Genomic DNA, 18,087 nt, shown 5'->3' with positions numbered 1-18,087 from the left:
CCCCTTAAGACTTATCAGCATTGATACTATTCCTTTGGATAGGAAGATGAATCGTGACGGTTGTCCCTTCGCCTAATTGACTATCAATGCTTAAGCTATATTGGTCCCCATATGTTAATTTAATTCTTGCCTGAACATTCATCATCCCATAACCAAAGTCCACTGGTTTTCCTTTTTCTACATCTAGATTGTATAGGGTATCCATCTTTTCTCTAAGAAGTTCAAGTTTATCACTAGGTATTCCTTTGCCATCATCTGTTACGGTAATAATTATAAATTCTTGGTTACCTTTTACTTGTATAGAAATAAAGCCTGGTCCTTTTCTTTCTTTTATTCCATGGTATATTGCGTTTTCTACAATTGGCTGTAATACAAGCTTTAAAATCATTACATCATGAATCTCTGGTTCAATATTAATTGAATAATTTAGTTTATCGCGATACCTAGCTTTTTGGATGCTTAAATAACTTTGTATATGTGTTATTTCGTCAGTCAAAAGGATGATATCATTACCTTTACTTAAACCAATACGAAACAATCTTGATAAGGAAGCAACCACTTCTGCAACATCGTCTGCTCCTCTTTTCCTTGCCATCCAGCTAATAGTGTCTAACGTATTGTATAAAAAATGTGGTTTTATATGTGCTTGAAGACTTCGGAGTTCAGCTTCTCTCTTTTGACGTTCGTGTCTCTCTGCCAGAGATATAAGACGATTTATTTTTACAATCATCTTATTAAAACTACGCCCAAGCATCCCTATTTCATCTTTTCGAACACCTTTATAGCGGATAGTTAGATTGCCAGATTCTACTTTTTTCATAAATGACATCAGCTGAACAATTGGCTTTGACATTGAATTTGAAAGATAATAGGATGCTGTTACACCAAATAAACAGACAAAAAAGACAAAGCATATGACATATAAATGGATTGTTCTTACCTCAATGACAGATTCTCTTGTTAAAAAGATCCCTACAGTTGTCCAATTTGTAAACGGCTGCTTTTGGTAGATAAATTGCAGCGTATTTCCATCAACCTTCTCAGAAAATGAACCTGAATCACCACTTTTCAGTATTCTCTTTGGGATTTCGTTAATTAGTGGTTTTGCAGGAGCATAGATCTCTTCTCCATTTTCATCGATTACCATCAAGTACCCAGACTTGCCTAGTGTTACATTTTTTGTTGCTTCTGCGATTACGCGTAGTTTTAAGTCAATTAAAACTACACCCGTAACCTTCTGTGTTTCAGGCTCTAAGATTGCTCGAACAACTGTAACCACTTCATTATTTTTATAATTTACATGACTTGTAATTTTTCGATTAGTAGGATGACCAAGAATTTTAAATATCCCTTCATTTTTTACCGCTTCTTTGTACCAGGATTCTTCAGTCAGATTTGTTTCAGACCTTGAGTACAGTTCATTACTTAGGTAATCTCCTTGGCTATTTACGACTAAAATCCCTGCAACTTCTGGATACAACGTTGAAAGCCCTTGCATAAATTGGCGGATTGAATATAATTCTTCCTCTGTTTGATTGCTCCCTATCTCTTGTTGGCTGAGGAAATTTTCTATTTCTGGATCCATTGAAAGTAAATAGCTTATATTCTGCATATTACTTGCATAGGATTCCAATGTTTTATTAACTTGTCCGATTAGTTGAAGTGTATGTTGGGTTGCTTGTTTATCGATAATACGATCAACCGTAAATCCAGTCAGTAAGCCTAAACCAATGGAAGGTAAAATACTTATTAATAGCAATAAAGTAATGATTTTATGCCTAATCGGAAAGTTATTTAATTTTAAGATTGGTTGCTTCATCATATTTCATCTCTCGTTCTCGGGTAGATTCAGTCTGCATAATAATCTTCGACATTTTCATCAGTTACAATTGAAATTCCTGTATCAACATACTTTGGTAAAATAGCCGATTGGACACTCTGTTGCTGAGTAGATGTTTCTTGATTATGCTGAAACAGGAATTGTAAGGACCAATACCCCATGTTCCAACTACCTTGAGCTAATGTAGCAGAAATAACGCCTTCCTTTATCTTATCAAGTGTTTGTTTGTCAGTATCAAAGCTAATAATTTTGATCGCTTTTTCCTTTTTCAATGACCGGGTTGCATCTGCAATTCCAACTCCACCGTTTGCTTCTGTTGCAAATACCCCTTTTAAATCTGGATAGAGCTTTATTATTTCTGTAGCAGCTTGTTCCGAAAGGAGCTGGTCACCTTTCCCATCTTTTATGGCTACAACTTCCATGTCAGGATATTCATTACGAATTGTTTCAACAAAGCCATCGGTTCTTTCTTTATGGTTAAGTTGATTAGGCAATGTGACAACGGCAATTTTTCCTTTATGATCAAGTAAAGCTGCCATTTTATGTGCACCTGTTACACCTGCTTCATAATTGTTTGTTCCCAAAAATGAGTAAGCCTTACTTGCAGGGGCATCAGAATCAAATAATACAACGGGAATACCTGCTTCAATTGCCTTATTTATCGTAGTTTTTAATTCATATGGATTGATCGCAGATAATGCAATGCCAGCTGGGTTCTTAGCGATCACTTGCTCTAAAACTGTAATTTGTTCATGGGAATCATACTGAGTTGCACCACGGTATTCAACTGAAACGTTTAGTTCACTAGCCGCATCCTCAAAACCTTTAATGGCACTCTTCCAATAATCGATTCCAGCCTGAAATGTAACCAAGACATATTTTTCTCCAATTTCACCTTGTAATCGCTCTTCATTCTGACCAAATGGACTTGAATGAGGCTCCTTTAAGTGATAGTTATACAAGTAAATGAAAAAGATTGAAAATAAGAAGACATAAACAATTAAAAGTTTTTTCACTTGCAAATCACCTCTAGTTGGGAAATTCAGTATAAAGTAAGCTATTATTTTAGTAAGTTCAACTTATTATACTCTTGTACGTACAATCTTGCATCTGGAATTTACAGTGTCCAAGATTGTACCACTCATATGTAATCTTTTTGCTTACCAATGATATGAATATCATACATTTTAGAAACGAGCTAAATAAAATGAGCTTGGAGAAAAAGACTCTAAGCTCATTGTTTATATTGAATTGTCTTGTGATTTTGATCGTCAATACCTTGTAAATTTCATTTTGACCCTAAAAAAGTAACTATTAAATCTTATCGTCTTCCTATTTTACTAAAAAATAAATCACTCATTATTTATGATAAATAAACCGCTCACCAGGAACCATCATATGAAATTTCTGTGCTGGATATTGATGAAACAAATAGTCGACAAAATAAGCTGGGTTCTCCCGGTTAGTAGGAAACATATCAAAATGGATGGGGACCACCAGATCTACTCCGACTGCTACAGAAAAGTCAGCAGCTTCTCGGAAGCTCATGTTTCCGATTATACCTCTGGAGGTCCGGAAAAAGTCACCACCATTAATTGGAAGGAAAGCTACATCCGGTTTAAACGCTTTCACTTTTTCTATTAGTAATGGGGTGATCACCGTATCTCCGCTGTGATAGATCCTTATGCCATTAACTTCAATAAAATAACCTAAATACAGATGGTCGTTTTTTTCATCTACTTCGTAAGTTGTATGTGCTGCTGGTACTGGGCTAATGTTAAACCCTTTGACAGAAAAAGCTTGATTTGCTTTAGCTAAATGAATTTCTGCATTACTTAACCCATGTCCTATTAAAGGATCACTTGGTGCCGGCAAAATAAATGTCGTATCCGTTGACACCTGTGCTAGTTCTTTTATTGTTGCTAAGTCAAGATGATCATCATGTTCATGAGTTACTAGAATACCATCAATATCCTTTAACATAGCTGGTTTTAACAGTGGTGAGAATGCTCTCTTAAACTCTGATTGTGGATTAGTTTCTTCAATACTTGAAGTCAGATATGGGTCTATGCAAATCCACCCATCATCCAGTTTACCCTTGAGTAGGATTCCAGACTGACCTAAATTCCAAAAAGCAACGACATTTGTAGGTACTTGTGTTTGATAAACCTCATTTAGTAAAGGCTCTCCACTTCTATAGAGCTTTTGCATGGACTATCCACCAACCTTTCTTTTTATACAAACCCTTATTAAAAAAGATAGATTGATACACTAAGCGTGTCAACCTATCTTTTTTTTTAGGATTATGCTTGTAACTGCTTCACCCTAATTAATTCACCCTTTTAACTAATTAACTCTATAAAGCTTTCCTAAGTAAATAGCCATTCGAATATTTTTTGCATTTATAGAGAATTAAGGAAATATAAGGACATAATACACTTAATATGGTATTAATGTTTGAACGTAGTCTATCCGGGTATCACCAATAAAAGTAATTTGCTAAATTGTTATAAATTTGTTTAAAAGTAAACTGCATTTTATGTTATCATTTGAATTCAGGTCTTTTTTGCATTCTTATACACTTAAATTGCATATTCAATGCTTAAAACATGACTTTATTAATAAATGACGAGGTATATACTATGGAAAAACCACAGCAACACATTGCGAAAAGAGAACAAGGAAAGCCTTATAGTATAACAGACTATTTACAATTTATGATTCCTTCATTAATCGGAATTTTTCTATTTGTTATCCCACTTTCTATTAATGGGAAGTTTACAATTCCAGTTGCGATTTTGGCAAATTTTGTAGAAGGTCTTTTGTCAGGTTATTTACCTTATATCGCGACAATCATTATGACTGTCACCGCTTTATTATCTTTACAGGCCAAATTAGTGAAACCGGAATATATTGTTAACTCTCCTTTTCTTGATAAATTATTTCGCGTAACATGGGTTTGGCAAATTGCACGGATTTTCGGAATGATCTTCTCAATTTTGGCTTTATTTAAAATTGGGCCAGAAACAATTTGGTCTGAAAACACAGCTGGATTATTACTTTATGACTTAATTCCAGTGCTATTTTCAGTGTTCCTTTTTGCAGGACTATTTTTACCTTTACTACTTGATTTTGGTCTACTTGAATTATGCGGAGCTTTATTTACAAAGGTAATGAGACCATTGTTTAAACTTCCTGGTCGATCTTCTATTGATTGTCTTGCTTCATGGCTTGGCGACGGAACAATTGGCGTGTTATTAACAAACAAACAATACGAAGATGGCTATTATACAAAGCGCGAAGCAGCGATTATCGGTACAACATTTTCAGTTGTTTCCATCACATTTACAATCGTTATTATTAGTTATTTAAAACTTGATAACTACTTTGCTCCCTTTTATTTAACAATTGTATTATCAGGTCTTGCGTGTGCATTTATTAGCCCACGAATTCCTCCGCTGTCAAGAAAACCTGATACCTATTATGGTGATAAAGAAGCAATTGATGAGGTAGTACCTACTAATGTTTCTGCCTTCAAATGGGGACTTACGAATGCAGTAAAGCAGGCGAAAAAGAATAATAACTATGCGAATATGCTAAAAAGTGGTATGCAGAATGTATTCGATATGTGGCTGGGCGTACTTCCAATCGTAATGGCTATTGGAACGATCGCATTAATTATCGCGGAATACACACCAGTTTTCAAAATACTAGGTGCACCATTTATTCCAATCTTAGAATTTATGCAAATACCGGAAGCAAATGAAGCTGCGCAAACAATGGTAGTAGGCTTTGCTGACATGTTCCTACCAGCCATTATCGGAAGTGGAATCGAAAGTGACATGACCCGTTTTGTCATTGGCTGTATTTCAATCTCACAGCTAATCTACATGTCAGAGGTTGGTGGTTTACTACTAGGATCAAAATTACCAGTTTCCTTTATTGATTTAGTCGTAATCTTTTTACAACGTACGATCATATCACTACCGATTATAGTTTTAATGGCACATCTTATTTTTTAGGTGACTAGTTAATTTTTGATTAAAAAGAACTTTACTGATTTTTTAAAAAAGTCTTAGGAGAATCCTAAGCCTTTTTTTTGAATTTGAATTTGAATTTGTTACAAGGATGAGCTAAATAAATGAGGTTTTTTTCAGGTTTGATTCATTTATATACCTGTTGAACAGTTTCATTAAGTAAATGACCCACATTTCTTTCTATTGAATAATTTACCTCTTGAATTGAACCACTTATCTTATGAATTGAACATCTTCCTTAATTTATTTAACCTATTCCTCTAATAATTGAACCAATACAAACAATTCCCGAAAAACACGCACAAAAAAAGTGCCTAGGAATACCTCCTAAGCAGTATTTCTATCAATTCACCACTTCAAATAACAGCGCAACTCCAATTCCTCCGCCACTTCCAATCGCAGCGACTACATATTTGAGTTTCTTTCTTCTCTGAACCTCATGGAATAAGCGAGTTACCAAGATTGCACCTGATGCTCCGTATGGGTGTCCAATGGTTAGTGCACCTCCTTGGACATTTAATTTACGATAAGGAATCTTGAGCTGTTGCGCACAAGCAACAATCTTGGCAGCAAACGCTTCATTTATTTCAATTAGATCAAGATCCTCAATTGTTAGTTTATTTCTTTCTATTAAATGTTGAATGGCTGGAACAGGAGCAATGCCTGGATACCAAGGGTTTACTCCACATACCTCACTATCAATAAACCGCAATACAGGTTTAAGACCTTGTTCGACTGCCGTATTTTCTTCCATAACTAGTAATGCAGAGGCTCCATCATTAATGCCACAGCTATTGGCTGCTGTAACTGTTCCATTTTCTTTAAAGGCTGGTCTAGCTCGTTTTACAAGCTTATCTATAGGACGATCTTTAAAAAATTCTTCATCTTGATTAACTTCCTCTAAAGCAAAGATCTCTTGATCATACAGCCCTTTTCTAAAGGCATTTACACTACGTTCGTAGCTTAATAATGTATATTCATCCTGCATTTCTCTTGTAATTCGGTATTTACTGGCTACAGATTCGGCTGCTACACCCATATCGGGATCTCCAATACTTTTTGGTGAGAATTGTGCTCTAGCTTTAAAGGGAGAGGTGCTTGTACTTTCTACCCCACCGGCTATATAGCACTTACCCGCTTCCCCTTGAATAAGATAGCACGCCATTCGTACCGCTTCTAAACCAGCGCTGCATTGCCGATCAAGCGTGAGGCCAGGAATTGTATCGGGAAGATTTGCCTCTAATGCTGCTAAGCGAGCTACATTCCCTCCAGGTCCAACCACATTTCCCATTATCACATCATCAACCTCATATTCTGTCATACTTGCTGCTTGTTGAAGTAGAGGTGCTAACAATTCGTGTGGACCAAACCTTTGTAGGATCCCATTTTTCCTGCCTATAGGAGAACGCTTCGCTTGGACGATCACCGCTCTTTTAATGACCATTCACCTTGCTTTCTACCATTTCTTGTATTTTCGGACGAGCTATTTTTCCACTTGTCGTAAGTGGGATTTCTTTCATAAAATGCCATTTACGTGGGATCTTATATGATGCCAATATCATTTTACACAGCTTTCTTAATTCCATTTTAGAAGCATTCCCCTCAATAACAGCAGTAACAATTTGTCCCCAATACTTGTCATATGTCCCTATAACAGCTGCTGCATGAACATCTGGATGTGAAGTTAAAACCGCTTCAACCTCTTCGGCGTAAATATTAATTCCCCCGTATAAGATCATGTTCTTTTCACGACCAACAATATATAGAAATCCCTCATTATCTACAAATCCCATATCATCAACCGTGATCCAACCTTCTTTATCCCGAGTAGATCGAATCATTTGAGTATCATTACTTACATAACCCATAAAAATCATTTTACTTCTTACAAATATTTTGCCAACTTCATTTACCTTTGCTAATTCATGATTTGAATTTCGTATCTGAATTTCCACACTGTAACAAGGCTTGCCAACTGATCCAGGCCTTTGCTTGTTTTCACGATCAGATAAAACCGTAACAAAACTAAGCTCACTAGCTCCATAATATTCATACATGGTTGAGTGATAAAACATATCTCTAATCTTTGTTTTAGAATGTGCTTCCCACTTCGCGCCTGACGAAATTAATTTTAATTTTTTTCCTATCTTACATTTCTCTTTCAGCACAGCTTCGATCATAGTTGGGACAACATAGACCACCGAAATAGGTTGTGTTTGTATAGATGTTAATGCTTGTAGCGAAGAGAACTTTTCTAAAAGATATAAAGTCCCTCCCAGAAACAATGTACTGATCGCACCGTATAGAAAATGAGAATGAATAAGCAAACCTGGTATTAGTACATGATCTTTTTCATTCATGAGAAAATCAAAACGATTGCAGTCAAAGCTGTTAATCCAAGAATGTTGACCACGAATAAATGCCTTCGGTTCGCCAGTTGAACCTGAGGTAAATCCTATATAAAACGGAAGATCTGTATCTATGATTCTACCCTGTTCAACTGGTTGATTGCTTATTCCCTCTAAACAATCCTCCCATATTAATACATTTTGATAGAGTTCTTTAATCATAGGGTATTTATCTTTCGTTGTAATCAAAATAGACGGTTTGGAAAGGGCAAGTCTTTTTTGAAGCTCTGATTCCTTCCACCTTAAATCTAGCGGTACACAAATCCAGCCTGCAGTAGAAGCTCCCGTAAATAGTTGCAGAAAATGGATACCATTTGGAAGTAAAATCCCCAGCGTGTTAGTAGAACAGTCGAAAGAATCCAACCAATTTGCAGTCTTCGTAACCCGTTCATACCAATTACGATATGTTATATTTTCTTTTTTAGTATAGATAGCAATTTTTTCAGGGAAATCACTCACGTGTTGACTATATGTTTTTGTAATAGTTGCCATGAATTTACTCCTTTCTCTAAGTGAGTCTACCTCAGTGGCATTTTACTTCCGTTAAGACTGAGATTAAAAGAGTTCTAGGCTATTTTCGATAACCCGCGAGCAATTACAGGTGACCTTCGTAAACGATAAACTAGATAAGAAGCTAATATCGCCTTCAACACATCACCCGGAAAATACACTGCACTCAATTTTATCGCTTCAATTAGTGGAATATTCATCATAAAAGCTTGTACAGGTATGCCAATTAAGTAAATGAAAAAAATCCCTACAGTAAGGTTGATTAGTAAGATCTTTCGTAATGTTAAAGTTTGTATACGTGACAAGAAATAGCCAATACAATAGGCTGTTATCGGATAAGCAATTAAGTAGCCTGCACTTGGTCCTACAAACACACCGATTCCACCTCGGCCTCCAGATAAAAGTGGCATTCCTGCAGCAACGATTAATAAAAAAACAACTTGGCTAATGCAGCCTCGTCTTGCTCCTAGAACTCCGCCTGCAAGTAATACACCCAATGTCTGTAAAGTAATTGGAACAGGTGTAAAAGATAACATGATAGGTGGGACCAACCCTAGCACTCCCATAACCGCAGTAAAAATTGCTATGTACGTTATTTCCTGGATTTTCATCATTTGCCTCCAATAGGTTACATATTTTTATTTTCTATTTTAGCTATGAAAACAAAAATATGTCAACCTATTATTAAACAAAGTTGACATATATAATAAAATCATCTTAGCAATTTTAGACAAAAACAAGAGGCATTACGATAAAAGTAATGCCTCCAGGATTAATAAGCTCCAATAAACAATTTAAACTTCTAAATAATCTTTTTCCACAGTAACGGAATGAAGGGCATTGGTAACCACGCCATACTCACTTGCATGTGGTCGGTCTTCACCATCTCCATATCCATAATCAAACATTCGATTACGGTTTAACGTTAGTTTTGTAAATGTCGGTCGTAATAAATCAAATAGTTCAAATCGGTCTTTTAATTGGGGAAATCTCGATTGATACGAAATGATTTCTTCACGAACAATCTCCCAAAAATAAAACTCAGAAAATCGCTCCTCCTCTTCAAGAATATTACTTAAATATCTGAAGTGACAAATAAACAAGCCTGTTAAGATAAATTGAGTTAATCCCTCAGGAGCCTCACTTCTTAAAACTTTCTTTAACTCATCAGAGAGAACTGACAGCTCAGGAAATGGCTGATCACTAATATTTACATCATCTACAAAATCCTTCATGATCGTACGTTCTGGTGCATAATCCTTCAGCACAAGCACTGTGTTTTGCCCATGTGGTGAAAAGACTGTTCCATATTGATATAAGTAATGGAGCAATGGTGGTAGAATGGCCTTTACAAGTTGCTTTACCCAATCTTCTACAGATAGCCCAGACTTTTCAATCAGTTTTGTAACAAAGGGCGTCCCTTCATGATCTACATGCAAGAGAGCTGCTAGTGTGATTGCACGTTCTTCGTTTTGTAATTCTTTATAAATGCTTTCTCGCCAAACAACACCAAGTAGTTCAAGATATTGATAGGGTGATCCGGCGATATTTTTAAACGTGGGATGATCAACATTCATCGTTGCAACCTCCCCTAATAATCCAAGACGACATTCATCTTTTAAAAATGAATCATTTTCAAGAATGTTCTTCATAAATGTTGTGACTTCAGGAGCAATGACTGTTCTCTCACCAGGTAAACCACGGTAGACCAGTGTATTTAATATGCTCATTGGTAATTTCACATGAAACTTTTCTTTATTGGTCACATTCACGAAAGTACGGATTGATTGCTGTGGAAGGTATAGATCCTCTTCTTCTCCCAACGGAAAGATCTCTTTTCTAGCAATCTCTGCGGCATACATCGTCACAATCGAATGATTCCATTGCCATAGGTGGATTGGCATGAATAAATACTGCTCAGATGGTAAGTTCATTGCCTTCAACCGATTAGTAAAACGTTGACGCGTATCCTCACCAAGTTCTTGCTTAATTACCTGATCAAAATCCAGCCCTTCTATCGCATGAAAGGTCGCTAATTTTTTATGAACAGCTATCCAAGATATCTTTACAGCTTTCTTTTGTTCTGGAGCAAATTGAACATAATCATCATACCCGAAACCAATCCGTCCTTTATTATAGGTAATCCATGGATGTCCTGTCATTTCTCCCTCTAGCTCTGCATAATCCAAATCAACAAGCTCTTCAGAACGTTTTGAGCGTTCTTTTAAATGAGTGTCTGCCACCAATGTATGTAAATACTCCCTCACTAAATGTCCTGCTGTAGACCCCGACATCCCCCCTTCTTCTTGGATACTTTGTAATAGAGTAAGTGACAATGGCATATTATTTTCGTCCTTCGTATCAATTTCAATCATATCAAAAACAACTGAAACACTATCGAAAAGCCGTTTCTTTGCTTGAAATTTGTATACCGTTCCTTTCTTATCTGTCCATTTATACTCATAAATTCCATTTGCTTCAGTAATCAGTTCAGGTACCAAAATTTCTTCATAAATAAATTCTTGAAGCATTTTAGCAACTAATTGTTTATCTGCAAGCTTCCAATTCTCTTCTGTTAACATCGTTAGTGGTGTTTCACATATTTTCAAGTTTCCCAACTCCCTTTAATTGTAATTTTCTTACATTCCAAATTGCTGGAACACATTATTTTGGTCATATATTTTGTACACTTCTTTTCCTGCTAGTTGGTTGATAATTGTTGCACTTCTAAATGCGCCAAGACCTAAATCAGGGGCACCAATCCCATGTGTATGTAGTTCACCATTTTGGACAAATAGATGGTGTTCACTATCCGTTTTTGTTTTCACTTTATAATCTTCTTGGATCATTAACTGCCCATTCTCATCCCACTCAATTAAGCCTTCAATTCCTTTTAAACAATCAGGAATAAACGGATGATAGCCTGTAGCAAGAATCACAACATCACTGTCTACCTGCTTACTTGATTCTTGCTCGTGCTGATAGAGTGACAAGCGTAATTGATCATTCCATTCTTCTATGGAAACAAGCTCGGTTAATGCTTGGAGATGTACATTTGGTTTACAGTTTCCTACCGACCGCTCATATAATAAGTCATAAATATCGGCAATCGTTGTAAAGCTAATTCCTTTATAAAGTAAGGCCTGATTTTTTAGGGCGGTCCTTTTCTTTTCATTTGGTAACTGATAAAAATACTTCGTATAGTCTGGTGAGAAATGCTCTAATCCTAGCTTTGAATATTCCATCGGATAAAAGCCTTTTGACCTAGTAAACCAAGACAATTGAAAGGAATGATCTGGCTGCATTGATAAAAGATCATAGAATATTTCTGCAGCACTTTGACCAGAGCCTATAATCGTAACTGATTTAGCTTGTAAAGCATCGTCTCGTTTATTTCTGTATTGTGATGAATGGAAGATTCGATCACTTTCATAATTAAATTTCTCCGGGAGAAATGGCCTTGTTCCAATCCCAAGCACAACATGCTTTGTTTCATAGATTTTACGCTCACCAGTCTCTACAGATAAAACCGTTACACAGTAATACCCTTGTTCCGTTCGTTCAATATTCTCTACTTCAAAACCAAATTGAAGCTGTGGAAGCTGTTCGGCTATCCACCTACAATAGTGATTGTATTCATTTCGTGGAATTTGAAACTTTTCAAGAAAGTAAAAATGATACAATCGCTTTTGCATATGCAAATAATTTAAGTAGCTAAACCGACTTGTAGGATCAACCATTGTTACGGCATCAGCCAAAAACGGGACTTGTAGTGTCGTTCCTTCGAGTAGCATTCCAGGGTGCCAATCAAATTGTGGCTTTTTATCAAAGAATAAAGAGCTACACTCCGTTTTTTCTAGCAGTGCTGCTAATCCTAAATTAAACGGACCAATGCCTACACCAATGACATCTAAAATTTGTTTTACTGCCAATCAGTCCACCTCCTTTCAAATGTGCTCCGTTCACAAAACATGAGAAGCCCTGTTTTATCAGGGAGTTCCACCTCTTTAATAGGTGTAAAACCACACTTTTTAAACACATGGATCATTTTTTCATTCCGAACATCTGGTTCTGCAATCACTTTTTCAGTTAGTGAAACTTGAAATTTTTGAGACAAGATCGTCATTAGTAACGGATAAATCAACCCTTTACCAAGATAGTCTTTATCCCCAATAAGCAAGTGAACACCTTGATCATATTCATTGAATTCATAATAGTTTTCAATAATATCGCCTTTTACCCAATATGACTCCCAATAACTAATCGGTACTCCATCTATTTCACCAATCAAAAGTGTTTGATGCTCATCATTCAGAAAATTCCGTAAATGAATGCCATAATCAGTTAATGAAAGATCTAATTTCCAATATGGGACAACATGATTTTCATTCATCCATGAATGAAGTAATTTGACATCGCGGTCAAAATCAACCTCACGGAACGAAATCGTTTTATTTATATTTGAATCGTATATTTGAAAAGGATAGGTCTGCTTTATGAAAAGTTTAGACACCATGTAATTCACCTACTAGTTTGTACAAAGGATTGCTAACATGAGTGTAAACTGATTGTGTTTCAAGAGAGCCGACAAGTTCATCCATATCATGTACTCTTGTCAGCAGGTTGGCCTTACAAGGGAGTGTTTCTGCAGTTAATAAAGAGTTTAATAAATTCGTTGAATCACCATATTGTTCCTGTAATCGCCTCAATTCATCTTTAAGGACGAACAGTAATTGCTGCTCATCGATAAGATGGTTAACACCAAATGAATTTATTAATCCAAATAAATGGTTGTAAAAGAAATAATAACGAAAGCGTTCTTCTGCAACTGTATCAGCACAAATGGTGTCACTTTTTTCATTTAAATTTGGGATAATCTGTTTTAGAATCTCTGCTTTTGATTCCATAAAATAATAGCCTTGATTATCACGGTAATAAAATGTTTGAGGGTATCCTTTCTCATCTAATTTAATAATTGAGTTTTGTTGGTGCGCTTCGAGAGCTATCCCATATGTTGCATACATCCAGTAAAGTGGTTGTAGACTTACCTTTAGGTAACGGCGAAACCACTCCTCACTTACTTGTCTAATCGAGAGCTTCTCGATTTTTGCCAGATTATGAATGATGTTTGCTAGATGGGACGTACCGCCTGCTATATGATCCTGGCACAGACCTGCAAGTAATGTTGTCCGTTCTGTTTCTCCTTGTTGGAACGGATTTTCTCGAATCACTACTTCAAACCCAGATTCTTCTCCATCTAGTTTTAATGTGATATAGGCAGGATCTTGAATGATTTTAAATCCCTGTTGGACGTTTAGCTTGTCATTTAGTACACATTCCAATAAACGGCTCACCTCAACACCCCGATCAAGCTCTTTACGTTTATTTATCCGTAATGAATTGGTGATTTTCACTGGAATCGAGAATTTATACATAAACCTTGTATCCTGACTATAGACCGTTCTAACAGAAGAGGTTGGGGAAAATTTTCGTCCATGTGGACCAAGATATGAAAGCTTTCCAGATTGAATAAGCTGGCATACTTTTTCCTTGCCAAGCAGCTTTCTCGCCTGTAATGGATGAACAGGGATCAAGGAATAGCTATCATCTTGACAATACGTATCTTTAAAATATTTAGAAACTGAAGAGTCCTTATTAACTTCTTCTTTTATAAGGGCTGCAGCACTTTGGGATAGAATCGAATCTTCCTCAACAATGTCATTATTTGCATAAAAATAATGAAGCTGAAATGATCCTTTTCTCTCAGGGGCAAAAATATGCTCTTCATCCTCATCTATTCCTTGTCTACTTTTTGGAGTTGGATGAACTTGATGACCAATTAACAAAGACTGCTCAGATTGCAAAAATGTTTTATTCGTTTGATAGCATTCATCAAGATCATTACTACGGTTTAAAAGAATTCCTTTAATTGTTTGATAGCTTAAGATTGTTCTAAGGATAAGTTCTTCGGCATGAACAGATTTATTTAATGTTTCGGCTAACTCCTTTTGCAAATACGTAATTAATGTCAAATAATCTAGCGCCTTAACTTCCTCGTTTTTCACTTGATAGTACATTGAAGATGAAAATATATGCCGCTCTGTTATCGATATGTAACGAACTGGAGCGAACAATGTCACAGACTGACTCTTTAAAGTAATGACATATACTTCCTTGCAATTCTCATTATCTAATTTAAAGTCTATTTCGTTAGCGTCTTTCAGCACACCTTGCCTCGTTTCCTTTATGTAACAATTAAGTAGATTTTGCATGGTAAGATGATTAGAAATGAACGGAATATTCATAGCTATTCTCTCCTTTCTCACTCGCTATTTTTTCACCAATCTGTTTGATTTTTTTAATATGAGCTTCCATGTTACTGATCGAATTTAGCGGATTAAGCATCGTAAATTTCAAATACACTTTCCCATTTTGCTTTGTTTTAGCCATAATAAGGTCACCGCTTTGATAAAAATAACGCTGGAGTTCAAGGTTTAATTCATCAACAAAGCTATGATCTTCTACCTTGTTTATAGGAAGGTATCGGAACAATACAGCGTTAAGGGTTGGTTCGTTTAGAACTTCGAACTGTGTGTCACGATTTAATAGCTGTGCCGTATTTTTTGCAAGCTGAATGGTATAGTCAACCATTTCTCCAAAAACATTTGTACCCACTAATTTAAAGGTCATTAACAGCTTTAGCGCATCAAATCGTTTTGTCGTTTGGACACTTTTTTCAACAAGGTTAATAATTCCGTCCTTCTGATCTTCTTCAGGGTTTAAGTAATCAGCATGGTAAGCAATATGTTGAAAAGATTGCTTACGTTTCACAAAAAATGCTCCACAGCTAATCGATTGGTAATAAAGCTTATGGAAATCAATTGTGATCGAATCAGCTAAGCAAATATTTTTAAGCAGATGGCTATAGTTATGGGAAAATAACAAGGCTCCTCCATATGCAGCATCTACATGCAGCCATAAATGATATTCGTTTGCTAGGTTTGCAAGTTCAGTTAAATCGTCTATACTCCCAAAGTCAGTTGTTCCAGCTGTAGCAACAATCATAAAGGGAAGTAGTCCTTGCTTGAGAAGTTCATTCACCTTGTACTTTGCATCCTTGAGACACATTTGTTGAGATTCATTTGTTTTCACTTTTATAACAGAATTGATGCCAAGCCCAAGTTGTGCCGCTGATTGCTGGACAGTAAAATGCGCATGTTCTGAGCATAGTATTCGCAATTTATTTGCCTCAGCAGGAAGACCATCTTCTTGTACTTGAACAGAGAATAATGTTTGGCAAGCTTTATTTCGTGCAAGCAAAAGCCCCATGTAATTGGATTGTGTCCCACCGCTTGTAAAAACTCCATCTGCTTCAGATGAATAGCCAATATTTTTTGTGAAATACTTAATGACCTCTTCCTCAACATAAGTAGCGGCTGGACTTTGATCCCATGAATCCATTGATTGATTACTTGCACTGATTAGTATCTCTGCTGCAACCGATGGCAGCAATGGCGGACAATGAAGATGTGCCATTGCTGCAGGGTGAGAAATCTGTAACGAGTTTCTTACGATCACCTCTTGAATTTCTTTCATAACAACATCCAGCTCTTGGCCAATACCCGTGAAGTTGGTTATCTTTTTCACAATGGATTGGATGTTTTTGCGAGTTTCACCAGAAAACGGTTTGTTTGTTCTTTTCGTTTCCTCTGCAATTAACGTTAAGGTTGTATTCATTAGTTCAAAGAACGTTTTTTCACTTTGATCATTTGGTTGCAAAAACCATTGGTTAAAATTAGCATTCATACTTTTCACCTTAATCGCAATCCTAGTTGAGTTTCTGCGCTTTTAATCGCTTCATTGAAACGTTGCAGGACATCATCGATTTGCTCTTTCGTTATAATGAGTGGAGGTAGTAAGCGAATAACTGTACTAAATCGACCACCAACCTCTAAAATTACGCCCCGCTTAAAGCATTCTTGCTGAATCAAGCTCGCAAGCTCCGGATATGCCGGAAAGCTTCCAAGGTGATTTGAATGTTTAGTCGGATTGATTATTTCAATCCCTAGCATTAGTCCTCGACCTCTTATATCACCTATTGAGGACATCTCCCTTTGCAAGGAATGTAATTGTTTCTTTAAGTATGAACCGATTTTTTCTACATGATTTGGTAGTTTATTTTCTTTCACATAACGTAATGTTGCACGACCAGTAGCCATAGCCATTTGATTTCCTCTAAAGGTTCCAATATGTGCACCTGGTTCCCAATGATCAAGACTTCGGTCATAAAGCATAACTGAAAGTGGAAGACTGCCTCCAACAGCTTTTGATAAGACAAGAACATCTGGTTCAATTCCCGCATGCTCAAAGGCAAACATTTTGCCTGTACGACCAATTCCTGTTTGAACTTCATCAATGATTAACGGAATCTTTCTTTCTTTCGTGATCCGGCGAAGCTCTTTTAACCACTCAACTGGAGCAGGTATTGATCCACCTTCACCTTGAACAACTTCAACTATGATCGCTGCCGGAGATACAATTCCGCTTTCAGGATCATCTAGTAAATTCTCAATATATGTACTACTTATTTGATGTCCTTCCTTTCCAATTCCGAATGGACAACGATATTCATAGGGGTATGGAAGAAAGTGTGTATCTGGAACAAGTGCATGGATTTTCTTTTTCGGACCTATTGTTCCGCTTATACTCAAAGTCCCATGAGTTGACCCATGATAGCCACCTTGAAAGGATAAAATAGCTCGATTACCCGTTGCTGTTTTTACTAGTTTTAAAGCTGCCTCGATCGCATCACCACCGGTCGGGCCGCAAAATTGGATTTTTGCTTTTTTGGCAAAAGCTTGTGGCAATGAGTCGAATAGTTCATCCACAAAGGCCTCCTTCATTGGTGTTGTTAAATCAAGAGTGTGCAACGGTAAGTATGAATGGAGAACATCTTCAATTGCTTCACGAACAACGGGATGGTTATGCCCTAAAGCCAGTGTTCCTGCACCAGCAAGGCAATCAATATAGCTTTTACCATCCATATCTGTAACATAAACACCTTCTGCGCGTTCAATGGCTAAAGGCAATCTTCTTGGATACGACCTCGCATTAGATTCTCTCCTCTCTTGCAAAGCCAATAACGTTTGATTCTTTGATTGAGTCGGTATAATTGCTTCCATATTGTTCACTCCTTTATGATCATTTGAAAAATCACATCTGAATTTTTAATTGATAATGATTTTCAATTAATTTCATAACGTCATCATAGTTGATAATGATTATCAAAGTC

The 18,087-nt window shown here is 36.5% G+C and carries 13 protein-coding genes; 1 reads left to right on the top strand and 12 read right to left on the bottom strand.

Annotated features, from left to right (window positions below):
- Nucleotides 1-4 precede the first annotated feature (4 nt).
- The 3 genes from HUW50_RS17540 to HUW50_RS17530 all read right to left on the bottom strand — a co-directional run bounded on the left by HUW50_RS17540 (nucleotide 5) and on the right by HUW50_RS17530 (nucleotide 4,051).
- The gene (locus HUW50_RS17540) at nucleotides 5-1,822 is read right to left on the bottom strand and encodes a cache domain-containing sensor histidine kinase (RefSeq protein WP_311773988.1); all 1,818 of its coding nucleotides are present in this window, start codon (nucleotides 1,820-1,822) and stop codon (nucleotides 5-7) included.
- A 26-nt stretch (nucleotides 1,823-1,848) separates the two neighbouring features.
- The gene (locus HUW50_RS17535; RefSeq protein ID WP_066331363.1) at nucleotides 1,849-2,856 is read right to left on the bottom strand and encodes a substrate-binding domain-containing protein; all 1,008 of its coding nucleotides are present in this window, start codon (nucleotides 2,854-2,856) and stop codon (nucleotides 1,849-1,851) included.
- 343 nt (nucleotides 2,857-3,199) lie between these two features.
- The gene (locus HUW50_RS17530; protein WP_066331369.1) at nucleotides 3,200-4,051 is read right to left on the bottom strand and encodes an MBL fold metallo-hydrolase; all 852 of its coding nucleotides are present in this window, start codon (nucleotides 4,049-4,051) and stop codon (nucleotides 3,200-3,202) included.
- Between the two features lie 431 nt (nucleotides 4,052-4,482).
- Here HUW50_RS17530 and HUW50_RS17525 point away from each other — a divergent pair, with 431 nt between their 5' ends.
- Nucleotides 4,483-5,862 (top strand): YjiH family protein, encoded by a 1,380-nt coding sequence (locus tag HUW50_RS17525; RefSeq protein ID WP_066331371.1) that lies wholly within the window; start codon nucleotides 4,483-4,485, stop codon nucleotides 5,860-5,862.
- 358 nt (nucleotides 5,863-6,220) lie between these two features.
- Here HUW50_RS17525 and HUW50_RS17520 read toward each other — a convergent pair whose 3' ends face one another.
- The 9 genes from HUW50_RS17520 to HUW50_RS17480 all read right to left on the bottom strand — a co-directional run bounded on the left by HUW50_RS17520 (nucleotide 6,221) and on the right by HUW50_RS17480 (nucleotide 17,977).
- Nucleotides 6,221-7,315, bottom strand: a complete 1,095-nt coding sequence (locus HUW50_RS17520; protein WP_185654073.1) for an acetyl-CoA C-acyltransferase — start codon at nucleotides 7,313-7,315, stop codon at nucleotides 6,221-6,223.
- On the bottom strand, nucleotides 7,311-8,777 hold the full coding sequence (locus HUW50_RS17515; RefSeq protein WP_185653072.1) for an AMP-binding protein: 1,467 nt from the start codon (nucleotides 8,775-8,777) through the stop codon (nucleotides 7,311-7,313). The genes HUW50_RS17520 and HUW50_RS17515 overlap by 5 nt, the downstream gene beginning before the upstream one ends.
- Nucleotides 8,778-8,851: 74 nt before the next feature.
- On the bottom strand, nucleotides 8,852-9,406 hold the full coding sequence (locus HUW50_RS17510; protein WP_066331392.1) for a biotin transporter BioY: 555 nt from the start codon (nucleotides 9,404-9,406) through the stop codon (nucleotides 8,852-8,854).
- Between the two features lie 183 nt (nucleotides 9,407-9,589).
- A complete protein-coding gene (locus HUW50_RS17505; RefSeq protein ID WP_083964594.1) occupies nucleotides 9,590-11,404 on the bottom strand; it encodes an IucA/IucC family protein in 1,815 nt (604 codons plus the stop codon).
- 30 nt (nucleotides 11,405-11,434) lie between these two features.
- Nucleotides 11,435-12,727: a lysine N(6)-hydroxylase/L-ornithine N(5)-oxygenase family protein gene (locus tag HUW50_RS17500; protein ID WP_066331400.1), complete on the bottom strand. Its 1,293-nt coding sequence runs from the start codon at nucleotides 12,725-12,727 to the stop codon at nucleotides 11,435-11,437.
- Complete coding sequence (locus HUW50_RS17495; protein ID WP_396652646.1) at nucleotides 12,718-13,254, bottom strand: GNAT family N-acetyltransferase; 537 nt, start codon at nucleotides 13,252-13,254, stop codon at nucleotides 12,718-12,720. Before HUW50_RS17495 ends, HUW50_RS17500 begins: the two co-directional genes overlap by 10 nt.
- 46 nt (nucleotides 13,255-13,300) lie before the next feature.
- Nucleotides 13,301-15,100 (bottom strand): IucA/IucC family protein, encoded by a 1,800-nt coding sequence (locus HUW50_RS17490; protein ID WP_066331407.1) that lies wholly within the window; start codon nucleotides 15,098-15,100, stop codon nucleotides 13,301-13,303.
- Nucleotides 15,078-16,601: a pyridoxal phosphate-dependent decarboxylase family protein gene (locus HUW50_RS17485; protein WP_066331409.1), complete on the bottom strand. Its 1,524-nt coding sequence runs from the start codon at nucleotides 16,599-16,601 to the stop codon at nucleotides 15,078-15,080. Before HUW50_RS17485 ends, HUW50_RS17490 begins: the two co-directional genes overlap by 23 nt.
- Before the next feature lie 5 nt (nucleotides 16,602-16,606).
- Nucleotides 16,607-17,977 (bottom strand): aspartate aminotransferase family protein, encoded by a 1,371-nt coding sequence (locus HUW50_RS17480; RefSeq protein ID WP_066331413.1) that lies wholly within the window; start codon nucleotides 17,975-17,977, stop codon nucleotides 16,607-16,609.
- Nucleotides 17,978-18,087 lie beyond the last annotated feature (110 nt).

The sequence above is a fragment of the Metabacillus sp. KUDC1714 genome, from assembly GCF_014217835.1.
Taxonomy (GTDB): domain Bacteria; phylum Bacillota; class Bacilli; order Bacillales; family Bacillaceae; genus Metabacillus; species Metabacillus rhizosphaerae.
This window is presented reverse-complemented; position numbering and strand designations above follow the sequence as displayed.

Coding starts and splice junctions, on each gene's coding strand:
- HUW50_RS17540 (WP_311773988.1), bottom strand. CDS start 1,822: ATGATGAAGCAACCAATCTTAAAATTAAATAACTTTCCGATTAGGCAT.
- HUW50_RS17530 (WP_066331369.1), bottom strand. CDS start 4,051: ATGCAAAAGCTCTATAGAAGTGGAGAGCCTTTACTAAATGAGGTTTAT.
- HUW50_RS17525 (WP_066331371.1), top strand. CDS start 4,483: ATGGAAAAACCACAGCAACACATTGCGAAAAGAGAACAAGGAAAGCCT.
- HUW50_RS17515 (WP_185653072.1), bottom strand. CDS start 8,777: ATGGCAACTATTACAAAAACATATAGTCAACACGTGAGTGATTTCCCT.
- HUW50_RS17510 (WP_066331392.1), bottom strand. CDS start 9,406: ATGAAAATCCAGGAAATAACGTACATAGCAATTTTTACTGCGGTTATG.
- HUW50_RS17490 (WP_066331407.1), bottom strand. CDS start 15,100: ATGAATATTCCGTTCATTTCTAATCATCTTACCATGCAAAATCTACTT.
- HUW50_RS17485 (WP_066331409.1), bottom strand. CDS start 16,601: ATGAATGCTAATTTTAACCAATGGTTTTTGCAACCAAATGATCAAAGT.
- HUW50_RS17480 (WP_066331413.1), bottom strand. CDS start 17,977: ATGGAAGCAATTATACCGACTCAATCAAAGAATCAAACGTTATTGGCT.